The sequence below is a fragment of the Ruegeria sp. BHSA118 genome (genome assembly GCF_059613405.1).
In genome coordinates this window covers 1-18,413 of record NZ_JBXWSM010000077.1, presented here as the reverse complement: position 1 = coordinate 18,413, position 18,413 = coordinate 1, and the positions used below count along the sequence as shown (strand labels likewise).

The following is an 18,413-nucleotide window of genomic DNA, read 5'->3' as shown; positions in this document are numbered from 1 at the left end:
TTTCGATCCCGAACGCCCGTCTCCTATTCATCCGGTTGAGATGACATTGGACGATCTTGACGCGATCCTCGCGTTTGTATCGCGCATCGACGCTGCGGATCTGGGTGCACCCCTGAAGCTTCAGTGATCCTTTCTGTCTGAATAGTAATCCTCGGTTGTGACGACCCGTGGCCTGGGTTTTGACTGGAACGGATTGTCTTGCTGTTGGAACTGCACGTTCACCCGGCAATTGTCACACATCTGGATCATCCGCGCCTGATCCGACGTCGCGAACATCGGATGCGTGCCCGACAGCTTCTCCATGATCCGCTCAACCGTGGATTTCACGCCGAACAATGCCCCGCATTCCACGCAGGCAAAAGGTTCTTCTTCGTTCAGAACTTGCTGTGACAGGGCCGCATCGCTGAGATCAAGTTGTGGAACAAGCGTGATTGCATCCTCGGGGCATATGGTCTTGCACATCCCGCATTGCAGACAGGCGTCTTGCTGAAAGTTCAACTGCGGCTTGTCCGGGTTGTCGATCAAGGCACCGGATGGGCACAGCGACACACAGCTGAGGCACAGGGTGCAGCTGTCGGTATTCACTGCAACCGCCCCGTAAGGCGCGTTTTCGGGCAGCGGCAAAGGCGATTCAGCCTGCGGGTTCAGCGCCTGGGCTGCCAGCCGCGCAATTTGCCGGCGATTGCCCATAGGCAAGACCGGGTCGGACAAAGGCCGGGGCACCGCTTGTCCGTACAGCAGATCGGACATCGCATCGGGGTCTGCTTCGTCAATCAGGCCTATGCCCTTCGGGCCAGCAATGGCATGTGCCAATTCAAGCTCCCGGTTCAGCGCCTCGTGTTCGGCCGTCGGTGCCAACAGCACATCCACCCGCGCGAACCCATGCGCCAGAGCCGCCAGCATCTCGGCATGGCCAAAGCCGGATATCACGTTCAATTCCAATGGGATGACGTCCGAAGGTAATCCGCGCCCGAAACGCGCAGCGAACCGGATCATCTCGGTCCCGTGGGCGTCATGGACAAGCAGCCGAGGCGCGGTGCCGCCAGCCCGTCGATACGTGCGGGCCAGAATATGCATCCGCGACAACAGCGCCGAAACAGGTGGATCTTCATAGGTTATGGCCGTCGAAGGGCATAGCGCGGCGCAAGCACCACAGCCTGCACATACCATCGGGTCAATCGCCACATGCTCGCCTGCCGGGGAAATCGCACCGGTTGGGCAGATATCCAGACAGTTGGTACAGCCCACCTGCTCGGCCCGGGAATGGGCACACAGGGTTTCATCCACCCGCACATAAAGCGGCTTTTCGAATGTCCCCACCAATTGCGCGGCTTCAAAAGCCAGGCGTTCCACGGAAACCGCATCCTTGGGATCAGCCCGCAGATAGCCTTCGCGCTTGGCCGGGGCCTGTACGAAAGGCGTTTCTCCTGCCAGATCAATGACAATGTCGCACGCTGAAAGCGCACCGTCCTTTGGATCGGTCCAAGCAAACGCGCCGCGCCCACCGGGCACGACCTGCTGAAGCGCGTCCAGACGCAGCGAAAATCCACCGAGCGCACCGGAAACCGAACGCAGCCGCCCCCGCACCACGTCATAGGCGCGCGAGAAGGGTTCTGACAGATCAGTCGTCATGACGGTCACTGCCAACGACTCCGCCAGACGCTCTGCCAGATCAAAGGCCACCGCACCGGGCCCGATGATGAAACAGGTGCCTTCACTGAAGACATCCACACTGGGTGTGACCGGTTGCGCCAGAACGGCCTCGGCCGCCAAAGCGGCCATCTTGGGGGTCGCATCCGCACCTTGGTCGGACCACCCGGCCCGATCGCGCAGATCGACAAATCCGGGCGCGTCGATATTCAGGTCTTCGGCCAGTGACCGAAAAACGTCATGCTCTTGCGCGCAAGCGATGACGGTATCACCTTCTTTCATCAAGGCCGCGGCGAATTGCAGCTCAGCAGTACAAAGCGCGGTATGCAACCTGGAACAGGCAACGCCGCAGGCGCTTTCGATTTTGTCCGGATCGATTGCCTGCGTTCCGGCGCAATCACATAGCAGTAGTTTCGTGGCCATATCCGCTCCTCGGGAAACCGTCCCGGTTCCATGCACACTAGGCTGTCCCCCCGGGAAAGCAACTTCAACCCCTTGCCGCATTTCCTGCACAGGGTTGAATTTCGGCAATAAATGTCAGGAAACACAAGCATTCACAGGGCCTGCTCACGCAGTTGCTACCTTGGACTACGACCAAAGTCGTAGAGCTTAGGCTTGGCACACAGCCAGTTTGTGTACCATAGTGGATTTGGAAAGGCAGGGGAGAGCCTTTCGGGGAGGAGCCAGTGGCCAAGGCCGCAAGCCAGACTGAAATGCCGGTTGGCGTCATCGTGCGCAAGACACCCGGGGTCACACGTTGGGCCCGGTGGAACTGGCGCGCTGTGGCCCTTTTACCCGGCGCAGGGCCAGCCGACTGGCAGGAACTGCGCCGCGAAGGCGATGCGGTCGAGTATCACGCGGCCACCCTGCCCCTGACGCTCTGGGCAGATGAAACCGAAGCCTACATGATCAACCTGTCGGATGGGCAGCCATCGCTGTACCTTGTGCTGCGGGACGAACTGAGAGGCGAAACACCCCTGAATGCAGTGCTGATCACCGCCTCTCCGTTCGAGGGGCAGGACTATGCGGATACGGGCGAAGAAATTGTCGAGAAGATCCCGATGACCGAAGGGTTGATTGCCTGGGTTCGCGATTTCACTCTGAAACATCATCAGCACGAAGTTTTCGTCAAGCGCCGCCGCGACAAGAAGCGGACAGATCTGGTTGAAGACGGCAAGGGTGATGCACGCATCCGGCAGACGTCGGACGTGTATCGCGCCCCGAGAAAGGCGCTGCAATGACCCGGCCCGATGATTTCTGGTCTCGCCGAAAGGCCGCCGTTCAGGCCGAAGCCAAGGCCGAGGCACTGGCCCTTGAAGAACAGGTGATCGCAGAACGGCAAGCGGAGCTGGAAGAAAAGGATGACGCCGCGATTCTGGCCGAGTTCAACCTTCCCGACCCAGAGACCCTGCAACCCGGAGACGATGTTTCGGGCTTCATGGCCAAGGCCGTGCCCGATCGCCTGCGCCGCCGTGCCCTGCGTCGGCTGTGGCGGCTGAACCCGGTTCTGGCCAATGTCGACGGGCTGGTTGACTACGGCGAGGACTACACCGATGCGGCCTGCGTGATCGAAAACATCCAAACCGCCTATCAGGTTGGAAAAGGCATGCTGGCACATATCGAGGCACTGGCGGCCGACGCGGAAGAGACCAAAGACGATGCTGCTGAAAGCGAAGCCGATACGTGCGCTGAACCCGAGGCTGCGCCGGTCAAACCCGATCCCGGGCCCGAGCCGGTTTCCGTCGCCCGCGCGGACGAGCCGGAAGAAGTCGGCCTTCCGCCGACGCCACGTCGAATGACATTTGAATTTGAAGGATGACCGAATGACCGCAAGTGACGCGCACACTCTGGACGTTTCAGCCGAGGATCGCCTGCGCGCGGATTTCTACAACTTTCTGGGCTTGCTGCTGGCCGGTCCACCCGACCAGATGCTGCTGGATCAAATGGCGGGCCTCAGCGGGGATGACACTGATCTTGGTCAGGCCATCCAAGCCATGGCGCGGGTTGCCAAGGTCACCAAGCCTGCCGCTGCGGAACGGGAATTCAATGCGCTGTTCATCGGTTTGGGTCGCGGCGAATTGCTGCCTTATGCCAGCTTCTACCTCACGGGCTTCCTGAACGAGAAACCTCTTGCGCAGCTCCGCAATGACATGGCGATGCGCGGGATCACACGCGCCCAAAACGTGTTTGAGCCCGAGGACAACATCGCCTCATTGATGGAGATGATGGCAGGCATGATCGTTGGGCGTTTTGGCAGCCCGGCATCGCTTGAAGACCAGAAAGCGTTCTGGAGCAAACATATCGGCCCCTGGGCCGCACATTTCTATTCGGATTTGGAAGCTGCTGAAAACTCGGTTCTCTATGCATCCGTCGGCACCGCCGGCCGGGTATTCATGGAGATCGAGCGCGAAGCGTTCCGGATGACGACAGCGTGAACCGCTGTCATTCGCCAGCGCCCAAACGGGCGTTACACTGCAATTGGGAAAGGAGGAGCCCATGAGCAAGACCAAGGAAGAAGGCGCCACACGCCGCGACTTCCTCAAACTGGCCGGAACCGCAGCACCTGCTGCCGTTGCCGCCGCCAGCCTGACCGGAAAAGCCGAAGCGGCCGAAGTGCCGACAGACGATACCCGCATCCAGGATACCGCGCATACACGCGCCTACATCGAGAGCACGCGCTTTTGAGCCACGATGAAAGCACCCGGTTCTGACCGGACGTTTTCAACACCCGACTGACGGTTGCGATTGGCCCTGACGTCGGCATCAGCAGTACCAAGCCAGCCGTGGCTTACACGGTGCGCAAGGGAGGAAAGACATGCTTAGGAAAAAGACCAACGGGGTTGCGAGACGCCCCCAGCGGACAAGTATCCTGTCCCAAATCGGCGAGAAAACCGTCGATCGCCGCGCATTCCTGCGTGGCTCGGGCCTGACGATCGGCGGCCTTGCCGCGATCAGCGCCACGGGTGGAACCGTGACGCCAGCCAGCGCCCAGACCGCAGCCAACACGGCTGTCGAAAACACCAAATCCGTCTGCACGCATTGTTCGGTCGGATGCACCGTGGTTGCCGAAGTTCAGAACGGCGTCTGGATCGGGCAGGAACCCGGCTGGGACAGCCCGTTCAACCTGGGCGCTCATTGCGCCAAAGGGGCCTCGGTTCGCGAGCACGCCCATGGCGAGCGTCGCCTGAAATATCCGATGAAAAAGGAAGGCGGAGAGTGGAAGCGCATCAGCTGGGAAGAGGCGATCAACGAGATCGGCGACGGCATGATGAGCATCCGCGAAGAATCCGGGCCGGACAGCGTGTACTGGCTGGGCTCGGCCAAGCATAACAACGAACAGGCCTATCTGTTCCGCAAGTTCGCCGCCTATTGGGGCACGAACAACGTGGATCATCAGGCCCGTATCTGCCACTCGACCACTGTTGCTGGCGTTGCGAATACATGGGGCTACGGCGCCATGACCAACTCGTACAACGACATGCACAACAGCAAGGCGATCTTCATCATCGGCGGCAACCCGGCCGAGGCGCATCCCGTCTCGCTGCTGCATATTCTGCGCGCAAAAGAGCAGAACAATGCCCCGCTGATCGTCTGCGACCCGCGCTTTACGCGCACTGCGGCGCATGCGGATGAATATGTCCGTTTCCGCCCCGGCACGGACGTTGCGCTGATCTGGGGTATCCTGTGGCACATCTTCGACAACGGTTGGGAAGACAAAGAATTCATCCGCACCCGTGTCTGGGGCATGGATCAGATCCGCGAGGAAGTTGCCAAGTGGAACCCGGATGAGGTGGAACGTGTCACCGGCACTCCGGGGTCGCAGTTGAAGCGGGTTGCCCGCACGATGGCCAACAACCGCCCCGGAACGGTCGTCTGGTGCATGGGCGGAACGCAGCACACCAACGGCAACAACAACACCCGCGCCTACTGTGTGCTTCAGCTTGCACTGGGCAACATGGGCACCACGGGTGGTGGCACCAACATCTTCCGTGGCCATGACAACGTGCAAGGCGCGACGGACCTTGGTGTTCTGTCCCATACCCTGCCCGGATATTATGGCCTGTCCGCAGGCGCATGGGGTCACTGGGCCCGCGTCTGGGGCGAAGACCCAGAGTGGCTGGCCGGTCAATTCGCCACGATCAAGGACAAGGAAGGCAAGGACAAGCCGTTGCAGAACGAGCGCGGCATTCCTGTTTCCCGCTGGATCGACGGTGTTCTGGAAGACCCGGCCAACATGGATCAGGACAACAATGTCCGCGCCATGGTTCTGTGGGGCCACGCGCCCAACTCGCAGACCCGGATGACGGAAATGAAGACGGCGATGGAGAAGCTGGACATGCTGGTCGTGATCGACCCGTATCCCACCGTTTCGGCCGTTCTGCATGACCGCACCGATGGCGTCTATCTGCTGCCTGCCTGTACGCAGTTCGAAACCCGTGGTTCGGTCACGGCATCGAACCGTTCGCTGCAATGGCGCGACAAGGTGGTCGATCCGCTGTTCGAAAGCCTGCCGGACGAGGTCATCATGGCCAAGTTCGCCAACAAGTTCGGCTGGGCGGATCGGTTCTTCCGCAATATTGAGATGGAAGACGCTGAGACTCCGAATGTTGAAAGCATCACGCGTGAGTTCAACTCGGGCCTCTGGACCATCGGTTATACCGGACAGTCGCCAGAACGTCTGAAAAGCCACATGGCCAACCAGCACACGTTCGACAGAACCACGTTGCAGGCTGTGGGCGGCCCAAACGATGGCGAATACTATGGTCTGCCCTGGCCCTGCTGGGGTACGCCGGAAATGGGCCATACGGGGACACCGAACCTCTATGACATGTCCAAACCGGTGGCCGAAGGCGGCCTGACCTTCCGTGCCCGTTTCGGCGTGGAACACGATGGCGACAACCTACTGGCCGAAGGGGTCTATAGCGTTGGATCTGAAATTCAGGACGGATACCCTGAGTTTACGATGCAGATGCTGATGGATCTTGGCTGGGACGGTGATCTAACGGCTGAGGAACGCGCGGCCATCGACGCCGTGGCCGGTCCAAAGACCAACTGGAAAACCGACTTGTCCGGCGGTATCCAACGGGTCGCGATCGCACATGGCTGTGCGCCCTTCGGGAATGCCAAGGCCCGTGCGGTTGTCTGGACCTTCCCGGACCCGATCCCGCTGCATCGCGAACCGCTCTATACCAACCGGCGCGATTTGGTGGCGGACTATCCCACCTACGAGGACCGTCAGGCCTATCGCCTGCCTACCCTTTATGCATCGATCCAGAAGAACGACTTTTCAAAGGATTACCCGATAATCCTCACGTCTGGTCGTCTGGTCGAATATGAAGGCGGCGGTGATGAAACCCGGTCGAATCCGTGGCTGGCCGAGCTTCAGCAGGACATGTTCGTCGAGATCAACCCGCGCGACGCCAACAACCTTGGCATTCGGGACGGATCGCAGGTCTGGGTCGAAGGCCCCGAGGGCGGAAAGGTCAAGGTGATGGCGATGCTGACCAACAGGGTCGGTGCCGGTGTCGCCTTCATGCCGTTCCACTTTGGTGGCCATTTCCAGGGCGAAGACCAGCGGCACAAATACCCCGCCGGTGCAGATCCCTATGTGCTGGGTGAAAGTACCAACACCGCCCAGACCTATGGCTATGATTCAGTGACCCAGATGCAGGAGACCAAGGCGACTCTCTGCAAGATCTGGGCAGCGTAAGGAGGACGATAAATGGCTAGAGCAAAGTTTCTCTGCGACGCTGAACGCTGCATCGAGTGCAACGCCTGCGTAACCGCGTGTAAGAACGAACACGAGGTGCCGTGGGGCATCAACCGCCGCAGGGTGGTGACGATCAATGACGGCAACCCGGGCGAACGCTCGATCTCGGTCGCCTGTATGCATTGTTCGGATGCGCCTTGCATGGCAGTGTGCCCGGTCGACTGCTTCTATCAGAACGAAGAAGGGGTCGTGCTACACTCCAAGGACCTGTGCATCGGCTGCGGCTATTGCTTCTATGCGTGCCCGTTCGGCGCGCCGCAGTACCCGCAGGCAGGCAACTTCGGATCGCGCGGCAAGATGGACAAATGTACCTTCTGTGCCGGCGGCCCCGAGGAAACCCACTCGACCGCAGAGTTCGCCAAATATGGTCGCAACCGGATCGCCGAAGGCAAGCTGCCCATCTGCGCGGAAATGTGTTCCACCAAGGCCCTGCTGGCCGGTGACGGCGACGTGGTTTCCGCAGTTTACCGTGAACGCGTCGTGGCGCGCGGTTTCGGCTCGGGCGCCTGGGGCTGGGGCACGGCCTACGACCAGAAAGACGGTTGAAATCGGGCTTTTGACAAAACAGCCTCCCGCCTTTTGCGGGGGGCTTTTCAGGTGACGTGATTGGGGATCCGTTTCCTGCAACGTCACACCAGACATATTTGAGAGGCACGCATGACCAATGATGTTTACTGGCTGCTGAAGCTTGACCTAAATCTGGATAAAAAGGATGAGTTCGAAGCGCTTATGGCAGAAATGGTCGCGGCCACGCTGCAAGAAACCGGCGCCCGAAGCTATGAGTGGCACACGACCGGTTCGGCCGTTCATATCTATGAACGCTACGCCAGTTCCGAAGATGCCATGATACATATGCAGAACTTTGGTGCTAATTTCGCTGAACGGTTTCTGGCCCTTCTGACACCAGTGGGGTTTGACGTGTATGGTCCGGCCAAGGATGATCTTCGCGAAGCGCTCGCGCCGGTCGGCGCCGTTTTTCACCAGCAAATCGGTGGATTTGACCGCTGATATGAAAATGCACAGGAGGATACCCCTATGCGTCTGATTCAGTTTCTTCTCGTTTCGATTTTTCTGACCGCAGCCGCATGGGCGCAAGAGACCTCTGAACCCACGGCGGATGAGCGCACCGCGACCGGCGGAGCGACAACGCTGGAAGACATTCTCGCCCGGCAGCGTGGTGAAACCGTCGACAACAGCTATCGTTCTGAGAACACAGGTCAGGGCAATGCAGAGGGGTTGCTGGGTCAGCTTGGCACGCGCGGTGTGGCCTCGGACAGTGACGTGTATCGCGCTTTGCGTTATGGCTCGGCCGATGTGACGGTGTCTTCTCATGGCCCGGCAGACAGCGTGCTGATTCAGGATGGCGGCATGTGGTGGCTGACCTTCCGCACCGGACCGCTGCGCGAATACGGCACCTATATCATTGCCGGGATGCTGGGCATTATCCTGTTGTTTTTCCTGATCCGAGGCAAAATTCGCATCGATGGTGAGAAAACCGGACGCACGGTCACGCGTTTCAACGGGTTCGAGCGGTTCGGCCACTGGCTGTTTGCCGGGTCATTCCTGATCCTTGGCATCACGGGCCTGCTGACGCTTTATGGGCGCGACTTCCTGATCCCGGTTTTCGGGAAAGAGGGTTTTGCGGCCCTCGCGCAGGGCTGCAAGTGGTTGCACAACAATCTGGCCTGGGCCTTCATGCTGGGCCTGATAATCGTCACGGTAAACTGGATTGCCCATAACATCCCCAACCGCGTCGATCTGAAATGGCTGGCCGCAGGTGGCGGGTTGTTCACCAAGAACAGCCACCCACCGGCAAAGAAATTCAACGCTGGTCAAAAGATCATATTCTGGGCCTGCATCCTGCTGGGCGCCTCCATCAGCCTGTCGGGTCTGTCACTGTTGTTCCCGTTCGAGATGCCCTTGTTTGCCAAAACCTTCCAGATCGCCAATTCGACCGGCATTCCGCAAATGATGGGCCTGAACCTGCCGGTGCAGATGTCGCCGCAAGAAGAAATGCAATATGCCCAGGTCTGGCACGTGATGGTTGCTTATGTGTTCATTGCGATCATCGTGGCGCATATCTATCTCGGCTCTGTCGGAATGGAGGGCGCCTTTGACGCCATGGGCACCGGCGAGGTCGAAGAACAATGGGCCCGTGAACACCACTCTTTGTGGCTGGAAGAAGTTCAGGAAAAAGAGGCAGGCAAAACCGCCGCCTCGCCCGCTGAATAGATGCGGGGGCTGGTTCTGGCCCTGGCGCTGATCCCTCTGCCCGCCTTGGCCGAATTCTTCACACTCAAGGGACATGGCGGCCCAATCATGGGGATCGCCACAGCCCCGGACGGGCGGATCGCAACGGCCAGTTTCGACAATTCCGTCGGGCTGTGGGCTGATCGGATCCCCGAATGGCTGGAAGGTCACGAAGCCGCCGTGAACGCCGTTGCCTTCAACGGCACGGCCATCTACTCGGCCGGAGATGACTTCACCCTGCGCAAGTGGCCCGGTGGCGACGTGGTTGGGCGACATCAGGGCAAGATCGTTGGTCTGGCAGCGTCCAAGACCCACGTCGCAACCGCCAGTTGGGACGGAACGATTGGGGTTTGGCCCGTGAACGGAGCCGCACCCACCATTCTTGGACCAACCGGAAGCGGTGTGAACGCCGTGGTGTTTTCTTCAGGCGGCACACAGCTTTATTCAGCAGGCATGGATGGGTCGCTGCGCATTTGGGATATCTCGACTGGGCAAGAGATCAACCGGCTCATCGAACACGGGTTCGGTATCAACGAGCTGGTCCTGAATGAACAGGACAACTGGATCGCTTACGGTGCCGTTGATGGAGTGACCCGAATACTGGACCTTTCCAGCGGTGAAGAACGCGATTTCACTCTGGATCGTCGCCCGATCCTTGCCATGGCGCTCAGCCCGGATCGTCGGTTTCTGGCCGTGGGCGACGGCGAAGGCTATATCATGGTCATCGATACCTCGGACTGGCGCATCGCGCAGGATTTTCGCGCAACGTTGCGGGGGCCTGTCTGGGCCCTGGCCTTTTCGGTTGATGGTGAAAACATCCACGCAGGCGGGATCGATGAGGCCATGTACAGTTGGCCAGTCACCGCCCTGTCCGACCGGCAACAGATGGCTTCTGCCGAGCCGAGTTTTCTGCAAAACCCCGACGAGATGGACAATGGTGAGCGTCAGTTCGCGCGGAAATGCTCGATCTGTCACAGCCTGACCCCCAACAGCCAGCGCCGTGCAGGTCCAACCTTGCACGGGGTTTTCGGCAGGCGCGCGGGCACGTCGCCGGGATATTTGTACTCGGATACGCTGCAAGGCTCTGATATCATTTGGAATGACAAAACGATAAATGCTCTTTTCGACGAAGGGCCAGACCATTACATTCCGGGGTCCAAGATGCCGATGCAGCGAATTACACAAGCTCAGGATCGTCAGGATCTTATTGCTTTTCTGCGCCGCGCAACAGGTGCCCGGAACTGAACTGGAGGAGACCATGAAAGCCTTTCTTGCCGCGGTCGCCGCAATGGTCGTCATTGCAGTGGCAGCCCCAATCGTGCTGGATCGGATCGGGTTCACCGCCGCCGACACCACGTCCGGCTCTGCCGTGCGCCTCGACTGAATGTCACAATACCTGACCACCCGCGAACTGGCCGATCTGCTGCGCATCGGCGAGCGCAAAGCCTATGATCTTGCCTCCTCGGGCGAGGTGCCCTGTGTTCGCGCCATGGGCAAACTGCTGTTCCCGCGGGCCGAAATCATTGCCTGGCTCAACGCGTCGCGATCAGGTCCCCAGGTCGCCGAGCCGCCTCTGCCTCCGATTGTTGCAGGCAGCCATGATCCCCTGCTGGACTGGGCGCTGCGTGAAAGCGGATCGGGGCTTGCCACCTATTACGACGGCTCCTTTGACGGGCTGGCACGGCTGAGCGAACGCAGCGCACAGGCGGCTGTGTTGCACATCCACGAAGACGGAGGGTTCAACAAAGAATCCCTGCGGGACGCTTTGGGCGAAGGGCCGGTGGTGCTGTACGAAATCGCCCGGCGCGATCGCGGGTTGCTTCTTGCACCGGGCATATCGGATATCAAAACGTTCGAGGATCTCAAATCGCGCCGCGTGATCATGCGTCAGGACAGCGCGGCCAGCCAACACCTGTTCGATAGCCAGTTGGAAGCCCATGGCATGAGCCGAAACGATCTGGACGCATCCCCCGGCTGCGCACGCACCGAAGAGGAACTGGCCATCGCCCTTCACGGCGAAAAGGCCGAGGCCGGCTTTGGGCTGGGTGCTTTGGCAGGGCTCTACAACCTCGGTTTCGTCCCCACCCATTCCGAGAGGCTGGATCTGGCGATTTGGCGCAGGTCATATTTTGATCCACCAATGCAGAAACTGATAACGCTACTGCGCTCGGATCAATTTGCGCAAAGGGCTCGTGAATTCGGTGGCTACAACCTGTCGGGCCTGGGCACGATCCACCACAACGGTGCCAGCGGGTGATCCGCCACCCGCCGCTTCATCTTTTCAAAAATACTCACCCCGTAGGGGTTGGCCGCAGGTCAAATTATTGAGCATTGGGGAAAAACACCTGCTGCCCGTCCAGCCTGAACGACGCAATCGCCTCCTGCCCGTCCGGCCCTGTCAGCCAGTCGATGAACCGTTGGCCGGCTGCCGCCCGCACATGCGGGTGCTTGTCGGGATTCACAAGAATCACGCCGTATTGATTGAACAGGCGCGGATCCCCCTCGACCAATATCTCAAGATTTCCCCGGTTTCCGAAAGACAACCACGTGGCACGATCCGTCAGCGTATAGGCATCCATTCCACTGGCCACGTTCAGCGTCGCCCCCATACCAGATCCGGTCTCGCGATACCAAGCGCCCGAAGCCTCGGCAGGGTCCAGCCCGGCCGCGGACCAATAGCCCAGCTCGGCCTTGTGCGTTCCGCTGTCATCTCCACGTGATGCAAACGGCGCTTCCGCCTCGGCGATGTTTGAGAGCGCGAACAACACATCGGCGGTGCCGCGAGTTCCGGCAGGGTCAGACTTTGGCCCGACCAGAACGAAATCATTGTACATCAGATCCTTCCGCTCTACGCCCCAACCGTCAGCAACGAATTTCTCCTCGGCCGGTTTGGAATGAACCAAAAGAACATCCCCGTCCCCGTTGACGGCGTTGCGGATGGCCTGACCGGTTCCAACCGCCACGACACGGACATCGATACCTGACTCGGCTTCGAACCACGGCAGGATGTAATCCAACAGTCCCGAGTTCTGTGTGGACGTTGTCGACTGCACCACAATAAACGGCTCTTCCGCCGAAACCGCGCTGGTCAACAGGCCCAAAGCCACCACCGCTGCCCGAATTGATTTCCGGAACATCACACTCTCCGCTTTCTGTATTTCATGTAACCAACCCGCCCGCCAAATAGCGGCGCGACGCATCGCTTTCGGGTGAATCCAAAACCTGTTTTGCCACACCGTGTTCCACGACATGCCCGCCCTGCATCATGACCACGTCCGCGGCCAAACGACGCGCCTGACCGATATCATGCGTCACCATCACGATCCGCACGGCCCGAGCCGAAGCCCGCAATATCATTCGTTCGATCATCTGGGTCGCGCTTGGATCCAGTGCACTGGTGGGTTCGTCCAGAAACAAGGTCTCGGGGTTCAGTGCCAGCGCACGGAGAATTGCCAATCGCTGCGCTTCTCCCCCGGACAATGACCGCGCGGGTTGTCTGGCCTTGCCGTCCAGCCCGCCTTCGGTCAGCAATTCGGCGATACGGGCCTTTCGGGCCATTCGCGCCATGCCTTGACGCTTGAGAACGAAGTCAAGATTTGCCGCAACTGATCGACGCAGCAGAACCGGTTTCTGAAACACCATGGCCTGGCAGGCTTTCTGTGCCGCGCCCAGCGGTTTTCCATCCTGGACGACCAGCCCCCGATCCGGCGTGATCAGCCCGTGCAGGCAGCGCAGCAACAGGCTTTTGCCTGCACCGTTTGGGCCAAGAATCACGGTTGGCCCCGGCCCATCCAGAACCAATGACGAGACGTCTAACAACGCTTTGCCGTTACTGCGGATTTGCAGGTTCTCGACCTTCAGGCAATTCACCCTGTCGCAGAGAAGGTCACGCATGACGCACCCCTTCCCGTTCGGCGCGCAGGCTGACCGCGCTGACCATCGCGTTCACGGCCACCGCGATCCCGATAAGGATTGCCCCCAGCGCCAGAGCCAGCGCCAGATTTCCCTTCGACGTTTCCAACGCGATCGTCGTCGTCATGACGCGGGTCACATGGTTGATGTTGCCGCCCACGATGATCACCGCGCCGACCTCGGCAATGGCGCGCCCAAACCCCGCAAGCAAGGCCGTGACCAGTGCCAGCCGCGCATCCCAGAGAAGCACGGGAACCGATGCCAGCCGCGACACGCCCAGTGATCGCAGCTGTTCGGAATATTCCTCGGCCAGCATTTCGACCACCTGCCGGGTCAATGCCGCGATAATGGGAGTGACCAACACGACCTGAGCAATGATCATGGCCGTCGGGGTATACAAAAGCTCTAGCACACCCAACGGGCCGGAACGGGACAGCATCAGATAAACCAGCAGCCCCACAACCACGGGCGGGAACCCCATCAGGGCATTCATCAGAACGATCAGCATCCGCCGCCCCGGAAACCTAGCCACAGCCAGGGCGGCACCGACGGGCATGCCGATCAGGGCAGAAATCAGAACCGCAAACACGGATACTTTCAGGGACAACAGCACAATCGCCCACAGCTCTGAGTCTCCCTCAAAGATCAGCGCGATAGCAGAGCTGAATTCTGATGCAAATCCCTGCATTTTATCCCGTGAAGTTTACATTTCGTATGAAATGCGTTCATTTACAGGTAAATACTACTCTGATTTCAGGTCGAGTACAGACACATATCCGGCATTTAAAATGAAAAACGCGGCCCCGATTGGGACCGCGCTTCAATTCGCCAAAGAATGGCTGAGGTCAATTCAGTGCAGAATCGGTGATCTGATGCGTCCAGGCCCCTTCGGGCTTTTTGGTAATAACCGGATCAGACCCGCCCGCCAGCAATGTGTTGACGGTGCGGTCGAAATCAGCCGGGTCCAGCGCGCCGTTCGATCCTGCGGTCAACTTGGCGATCTCACCCATCATACGCTTTTGGTGCTCTTCCGTCTGAGCACCGGTTGCATCGTTTTCCAGAACGATTTCCGCCGCTTCGTCCGGGTTCTCCTCGGCATATTTCCACCCCTTCATCGACGCGCGAACGAACCGCTCCATCTTGTCGGCGAAGGCCGCATCGCTCAGGTTCTCTTCCAGCACATAAAGACCGTCTTCCAGCGTTGCCACGCCCTGGTCTTCGTATTTGAAGGTCACCAGCTCATCCGGGCTGACACCGGCATCGATGACCTGCCAGTATTCATTGTAGGTCATGGTGCTGATGCAATCCGCCTGACGCTGAAGCAACGGGTCGACGTTGAAGCCCTGTTTCAGAACTTCCACTCCGTTTTCGCTTTTGCCATCGGTGCTGATGCCCAACTGGCTCATCCAGCTCATGAACGGAAACTCGTTGCCAAAGAACCAGACACCCAGCGTGCGGTTCTTGAGGTCCTCGGGCGACGAGATCCCGGCGTCTTTCCAGCAGGTCAGCATCATGCCAGAGCTTTTGAAAGGTTGCGCGATGTTCACCAGCGGCAGCCCTTTTTCACGGGCAGCAAGCGCCGCAGGCATCCATTCGACGGTCACATCAGCGCCACCGCCTGCAATCACTTGCGTCGGAGCGATGTCAGGCCCGCCGGGCAGAATGGTGACGTCCAGCCCCTCTTCTTCGTAAAAGCCCTTGTCCATGGCAACATAATAGCCAGCGAACTGTGCTTGCGTGACCCATTTCAGTTGCAATGTCACCTCATCCGCCGCCAGCGCCGCACTGGCTGCCAGACCAAAGGCGGCAACCGCCCCGCTGAATAGCTTGTTCATCTTCATTTCTCCTAGTTGCTTGTTGTGCCCCTATTTCGGGGTCTGTTGATTTCTTTGTTTTATCCGCGCTGTGACGGGTGCCAGAAGGTCACCACTTTTTCGATCCCCGCCACCAGCCCATAAAAGGCCGTGCCGGCCAGTGCCGCAACAACGATTTCGGCCCAGACCATGTCCAGCGACAATTGCCCGACGCTGGTAGAGATCCGGAACCCCATACCAAGTGTCGGTGAACCGAAGAACTCGGCCACGATAGCGCCGATCAGAGCCAAAGTGGTGGAAATCTTCAACCCGTTGAAAATGAAAGGCATCGCTGCGGGCAAACGCAGTTTCATGAAGCTTTGCCAATAGGTTGCGGCGTAGGTCTCCATCAGGTCGCGCTGCATCGAGGTGGCTTCACGCAGGCCTGCCACGGTGTTGACGAGCATCGGAAAGAACACCATCACAACCACCACCGCCGCCTTGGAGTGCCAGTCGAACCCAAACCACATCACCAGAATGGGGGCGGTTCCGACAATCGGCAGGGCGGCCACGAAATTGCCGACCGGCAACAGGCCCAGACGCAGGAAATCCCAGCGATCAACAGCAATCGCCATCAGAAAGGCCGCGATGCATCCGATGACATAGCCGCTGAACGCGCCCTTGATGATGGTCTGCACAAAGTCAGCCCACAGGATCGGAAGGCTGTCCGCAAACCGAACCGCAATCACCGATGGCGCTGGCAGGATGACCAGAGGAACCTCAAGCCCGCGCACCAGAAGCTCCCAGATCCCGATGACCGTCAGGCCAAAGATCAGCGGGGCCAGAAACCGCACCATTCGGGTGTCGGCATAAGGCCCGCTGGCCAATCGACTGTTCAACCACCAGCCCAAAAGCCAAAGCAGGACAGCACACAAAACCAGTATCATTGCGCCATCCCCATCCGTTTCAATACGGCCCGTTCAATCAGCCCCAGCAGCCCGACCAGGCACGCCGCCAGAATGGCAGCCGCGAACAGGGCCGACCAGATTTGTACGGTCTGACCGTAATAGCTGCCGGCAAGCAATCGCGCACCCAGACCGGCAACAGCCCCTGTCGGAAGCTCACCAACGATGGCGCCGACCAGCGACGCGGCGATCCCGATTTTCAGCGAGGTGAACAGATACGGCATGGATGCCGGCAGGCGCAACTTCCAAAAGCCCTGAGACCGGCTGGCGTTATACGTCCGCAACAAGTCCAGCTGCATCGCATCGGGGCTGCGCAGACCTTTGACCATACCGACGACAACCGGAAAGAAACTCAGATAGGCCGATATGATCGCCTTGGGAATGATGCCCTGGATACCAACGGAATACAGGACCACAATGATCATCGGCGCCAGCGCGATGATCGGAATGGTTTGGCTGACAATCGCCCAAGGCATGACAGACAGGTCCATAACGCGACTATGCACGATACCCACGGCCAGAAGGATCCCCAGGCCAGTGCCAATCGCAAACCCAAGCATCGTTGCGCTAAGCGTGACCCACCCATGATAGATCAGCGACCGTTTCGAAGTGATCTTTTTCTGGACCGTCGTTTCCCACATTTCCGTGGCGACCTGATGCGGGGCCGGCAGTCGAGGCCGGTCTTGTTCCCACGTGGCCGGGACGGCGAATGTGTTGTTCAAAACAAGACCAACCTCGGACATGTCCCGCCGGTCCTTGGCGGATGGCGGCTGCACGACGGCCCCGGCACGTTCCTGTTCGGTCAACACGCCCTTTATGTTCATCGGAATACAGGCCCCGTACCAGAACAGAACAATTACGGCGATGACTGTGAATACGGCGATAACCTGCTTCATGCACGCCACTCCATTCTGAAGACCGGCACGGTATCCGGTGGCACGGGAGGTTCCTCGGCCGTCACTTCAAACCCCTCACGGCGATAAAAGCGTTGCGCCGCCGTATTGGGCCGATGCGTCGTTAGCCAGAGAAAATCCCGGCCCTCTTTTGCTTTGTCGACAAGGCGCTTGCCGATACCCTGCCCCGTCCGGCTGCAATACAGCGCGCCGATTTTATTCTGAGCCGGGTCCACTGACATGTAGCAATCGACCGGATCACCGGCGACCCACATTTCACGGCTGTCGAATGCGTCGCTGATCAGCTTTGCCAGTTCATCGACCGGCAGTTCGTCGGACATCCAGTCCGTTTGCGTGGCCCAGTCATGAACAACCTTGGCACAGGCTGGCACATCGTCTGGTGCCGCGCGCCGGATCTTATCCGCATTCAGTTCAGCCGTCATTGGAATGCCCACCCCGCAAACCTTCGCGCACACGGTGCGCGACCTCGATGAATTCCGGGGTGTCGCGAATGTCCAGCGGCCGTTCCCTGGGCAGCGGGCTGTCAATCACATCGGCGATCCGCCCGGGCCGTGGGCTCATCACCACGATCTTTGTACTCAGATAAACCGCTTCGGGAATGGAGTGCGTCACAAATCCGATCGTCTTTTCCGTGCGCGCCCAAAGCTTAAGAAGCTGCTCGTTCAGATGGTCCCGCACAATCTCATCCAGCGCTCCGAACGGCTCGTCCATCAGCAGGATATCTGCGTCGAACGCAAGGGCCCGAGCAATACTGGCCCTCTGCTGCATCCCACCGGACAACTGCCAGGGAAACTTACCGCCAAACCCTTCCAAATCAACAAGTTCCAGGACCTTCCTTACCCGCTCATCCTGTTCGGCAGCAGGGTATCCCATGATCTCAAGAGGCAGTTTTATGTTCTTTGCAATGGTACGCCAGGGATATAGGCCCGCCGCCTGAAAGACATACCCGTACGCCCGGTTTCGACGCGCCTCATCAGGCGTCATGCCATTGACGGTCAGCGTCCCGCCCGTAGGTGTCTCCAGGGCTGCGATACAGCGCAGAAAAGTAGTTTTGCCACAGCCGGACGGCCCGATGAAACTGACAAAATCGCCCTTGTCGATTGTCAGGTTCACGTCTTTAAGCGCGTGTACTGGCCCATCATTGGTCTGGAATGTCAGG

20 protein-coding genes are annotated in these 18,413 nt (G+C 59.3%); 11 read left to right on the top strand and 9 right to left on the bottom strand.

What is annotated here, in order from left to right:
- Positions 1 to 120: 120 nt before the first annotated feature.
- On the bottom strand, positions 121 to 2,073 hold the full coding sequence (locus AC2FNN_RS18470) for a 4Fe-4S binding protein (protein ID WP_496759925.1): 1,953 nt from the start codon (positions 2,071 to 2,073) through the stop codon (positions 121 to 123).
- 263 nt (positions 2,074 to 2,336) lie between these two features.
- Here AC2FNN_RS18470 and AC2FNN_RS18465 point away from each other — a divergent pair, with 263 nt between their 5' ends.
- From AC2FNN_RS18465 to AC2FNN_RS18415, 11 genes are all read left to right on the top strand, one after another.
- Positions 2,337 to 2,891, top strand: a complete 555-nt coding sequence (locus AC2FNN_RS18465) for a DUF3305 domain-containing protein (protein ID WP_496759924.1) — start codon at positions 2,337 to 2,339, stop codon at positions 2,889 to 2,891.
- On the top strand, positions 2,888 to 3,469 hold the full coding sequence (locus tag AC2FNN_RS18460) for a DUF3306 domain-containing protein (protein WP_496759923.1): 582 nt from the start codon (positions 2,888 to 2,890) through the stop codon (positions 3,467 to 3,469). The genes AC2FNN_RS18465 and AC2FNN_RS18460 overlap by 4 nt, the downstream gene beginning before the upstream one ends.
- Before the next feature lie 4 nt (positions 3,470 to 3,473).
- On the top strand, positions 3,474 to 4,085 hold the full coding sequence (locus AC2FNN_RS18455) for a TorD/DmsD family molecular chaperone (protein ID WP_496759922.1): 612 nt from the start codon (positions 3,474 to 3,476) through the stop codon (positions 4,083 to 4,085).
- A 61-nt stretch (positions 4,086 to 4,146) separates the two neighbouring features.
- Positions 4,147 to 4,335, top strand: a complete 189-nt coding sequence (locus AC2FNN_RS18450; protein ID WP_496759921.1) for a ubiquinol-cytochrome c reductase iron-sulfur subunit N-terminal domain-containing protein — start codon at positions 4,147 to 4,149, stop codon at positions 4,333 to 4,335.
- Between the two features lie 130 nt (positions 4,336 to 4,465).
- Positions 4,466 to 7,360 (top strand): formate dehydrogenase subunit alpha, encoded by a 2,895-nt coding sequence (locus AC2FNN_RS18445; RefSeq protein WP_496759920.1) that lies wholly within the window; start codon positions 4,466 to 4,468, stop codon positions 7,358 to 7,360.
- Positions 7,361 to 7,372: 12 nt separating this feature from the next.
- Positions 7,373 to 7,966 (top strand): formate dehydrogenase FDH3 subunit beta, encoded by a 594-nt coding sequence (gene fdh3B, locus AC2FNN_RS18440; protein WP_010439472.1) that lies wholly within the window; start codon positions 7,373 to 7,375, stop codon positions 7,964 to 7,966.
- Between the two features lie 111 nt (positions 7,967 to 8,077).
- Complete coding sequence (locus AC2FNN_RS18435; protein WP_496759919.1) at positions 8,078 to 8,428, top strand: putative quinol monooxygenase; 351 nt, start codon at positions 8,078 to 8,080, stop codon at positions 8,426 to 8,428.
- A 27-nt stretch (positions 8,429 to 8,455) separates the two neighbouring features.
- Positions 8,456 to 9,652 carry a formate dehydrogenase subunit gamma gene (locus AC2FNN_RS18430; protein ID WP_496759918.1) on the top strand — a complete coding sequence of 399 codons (1,197 nt, stop codon included), beginning with the start codon at positions 8,456 to 8,458 and terminating at the stop codon, positions 9,650 to 9,652.
- Positions 9,653 to 10,915, top strand: a complete 1,263-nt coding sequence (locus tag AC2FNN_RS18425) for a c-type cytochrome (RefSeq protein WP_496759917.1) — start codon at positions 9,653 to 9,655, stop codon at positions 10,913 to 10,915.
- 13 nt (positions 10,916 to 10,928) lie between these two features.
- Positions 10,929 to 11,054 (top strand): hypothetical protein, encoded by a 126-nt coding sequence (locus AC2FNN_RS18420; protein ID WP_496759916.1) that lies wholly within the window; start codon positions 10,929 to 10,931, stop codon positions 11,052 to 11,054.
- The gene (locus AC2FNN_RS18415; RefSeq protein WP_496759915.1) at positions 11,055 to 11,927 is read left to right on the top strand and encodes a substrate-binding domain-containing protein; all 873 of its coding nucleotides are present in this window, start codon (positions 11,055 to 11,057) and stop codon (positions 11,925 to 11,927) included.
- A gap of 64 nt (positions 11,928 to 11,991) precedes the next feature.
- Here the strand turns inward: AC2FNN_RS18415 and AC2FNN_RS18410 are convergent, their stop codons facing one another.
- From AC2FNN_RS18410 to AC2FNN_RS18375, 8 genes are all read right to left on the bottom strand, one after another.
- The gene (locus AC2FNN_RS18410; protein ID WP_496759914.1) at positions 11,992 to 12,807 is read right to left on the bottom strand and encodes an ABC transporter substrate-binding protein; all 816 of its coding nucleotides are present in this window, start codon (positions 12,805 to 12,807) and stop codon (positions 11,992 to 11,994) included.
- Between the two features lie 22 nt (positions 12,808 to 12,829).
- On the bottom strand, positions 12,830 to 13,564 hold the full coding sequence (locus tag AC2FNN_RS18405) for an ATP-binding cassette domain-containing protein (RefSeq protein WP_496759913.1): 735 nt from the start codon (positions 13,562 to 13,564) through the stop codon (positions 12,830 to 12,832).
- Positions 13,557 to 14,270 (bottom strand): ABC transporter permease, encoded by a 714-nt coding sequence (locus AC2FNN_RS18400; RefSeq protein WP_152457703.1) that lies wholly within the window; start codon positions 14,268 to 14,270, stop codon positions 13,557 to 13,559. Before AC2FNN_RS18400 ends, AC2FNN_RS18405 begins: the two co-directional genes overlap by 8 nt.
- A gap of 157 nt (positions 14,271 to 14,427) precedes the next feature.
- Entirely contained in the window at positions 14,428 to 15,417 is a 990-nt protein-coding gene (locus AC2FNN_RS18395; RefSeq protein ID WP_496759912.1) for an ABC transporter substrate-binding protein, read from the bottom strand.
- A 59-nt stretch (positions 15,418 to 15,476) separates the two neighbouring features.
- Entirely contained in the window at positions 15,477 to 16,322 is an 846-nt protein-coding gene (locus tag AC2FNN_RS18390) for an ABC transporter permease (protein ID WP_496759911.1), read from the bottom strand.
- A complete protein-coding gene (locus AC2FNN_RS18385) occupies positions 16,319 to 17,236 on the bottom strand; it encodes an ABC transporter permease (protein ID WP_496759910.1) in 918 nt (305 codons plus the stop codon). The genes AC2FNN_RS18390 and AC2FNN_RS18385 overlap by 4 nt, the downstream gene beginning before the upstream one ends.
- Positions 17,233 to 17,676, bottom strand: coding sequence for a GNAT family N-acetyltransferase (locus tag AC2FNN_RS18380; protein ID WP_496759909.1), 444 nt, complete (start codon positions 17,674 to 17,676; stop codon positions 17,233 to 17,235). Before AC2FNN_RS18380 ends, AC2FNN_RS18385 begins: the two co-directional genes overlap by 4 nt.
- A complete protein-coding gene (locus tag AC2FNN_RS18375) occupies positions 17,666 to 18,412 on the bottom strand; it encodes an ABC transporter ATP-binding protein (RefSeq protein WP_496759908.1) in 747 nt (248 codons plus the stop codon). The genes AC2FNN_RS18380 and AC2FNN_RS18375 overlap by 11 nt, the downstream gene beginning before the upstream one ends.
- Position 18,413 lies beyond the last annotated feature (1 nt).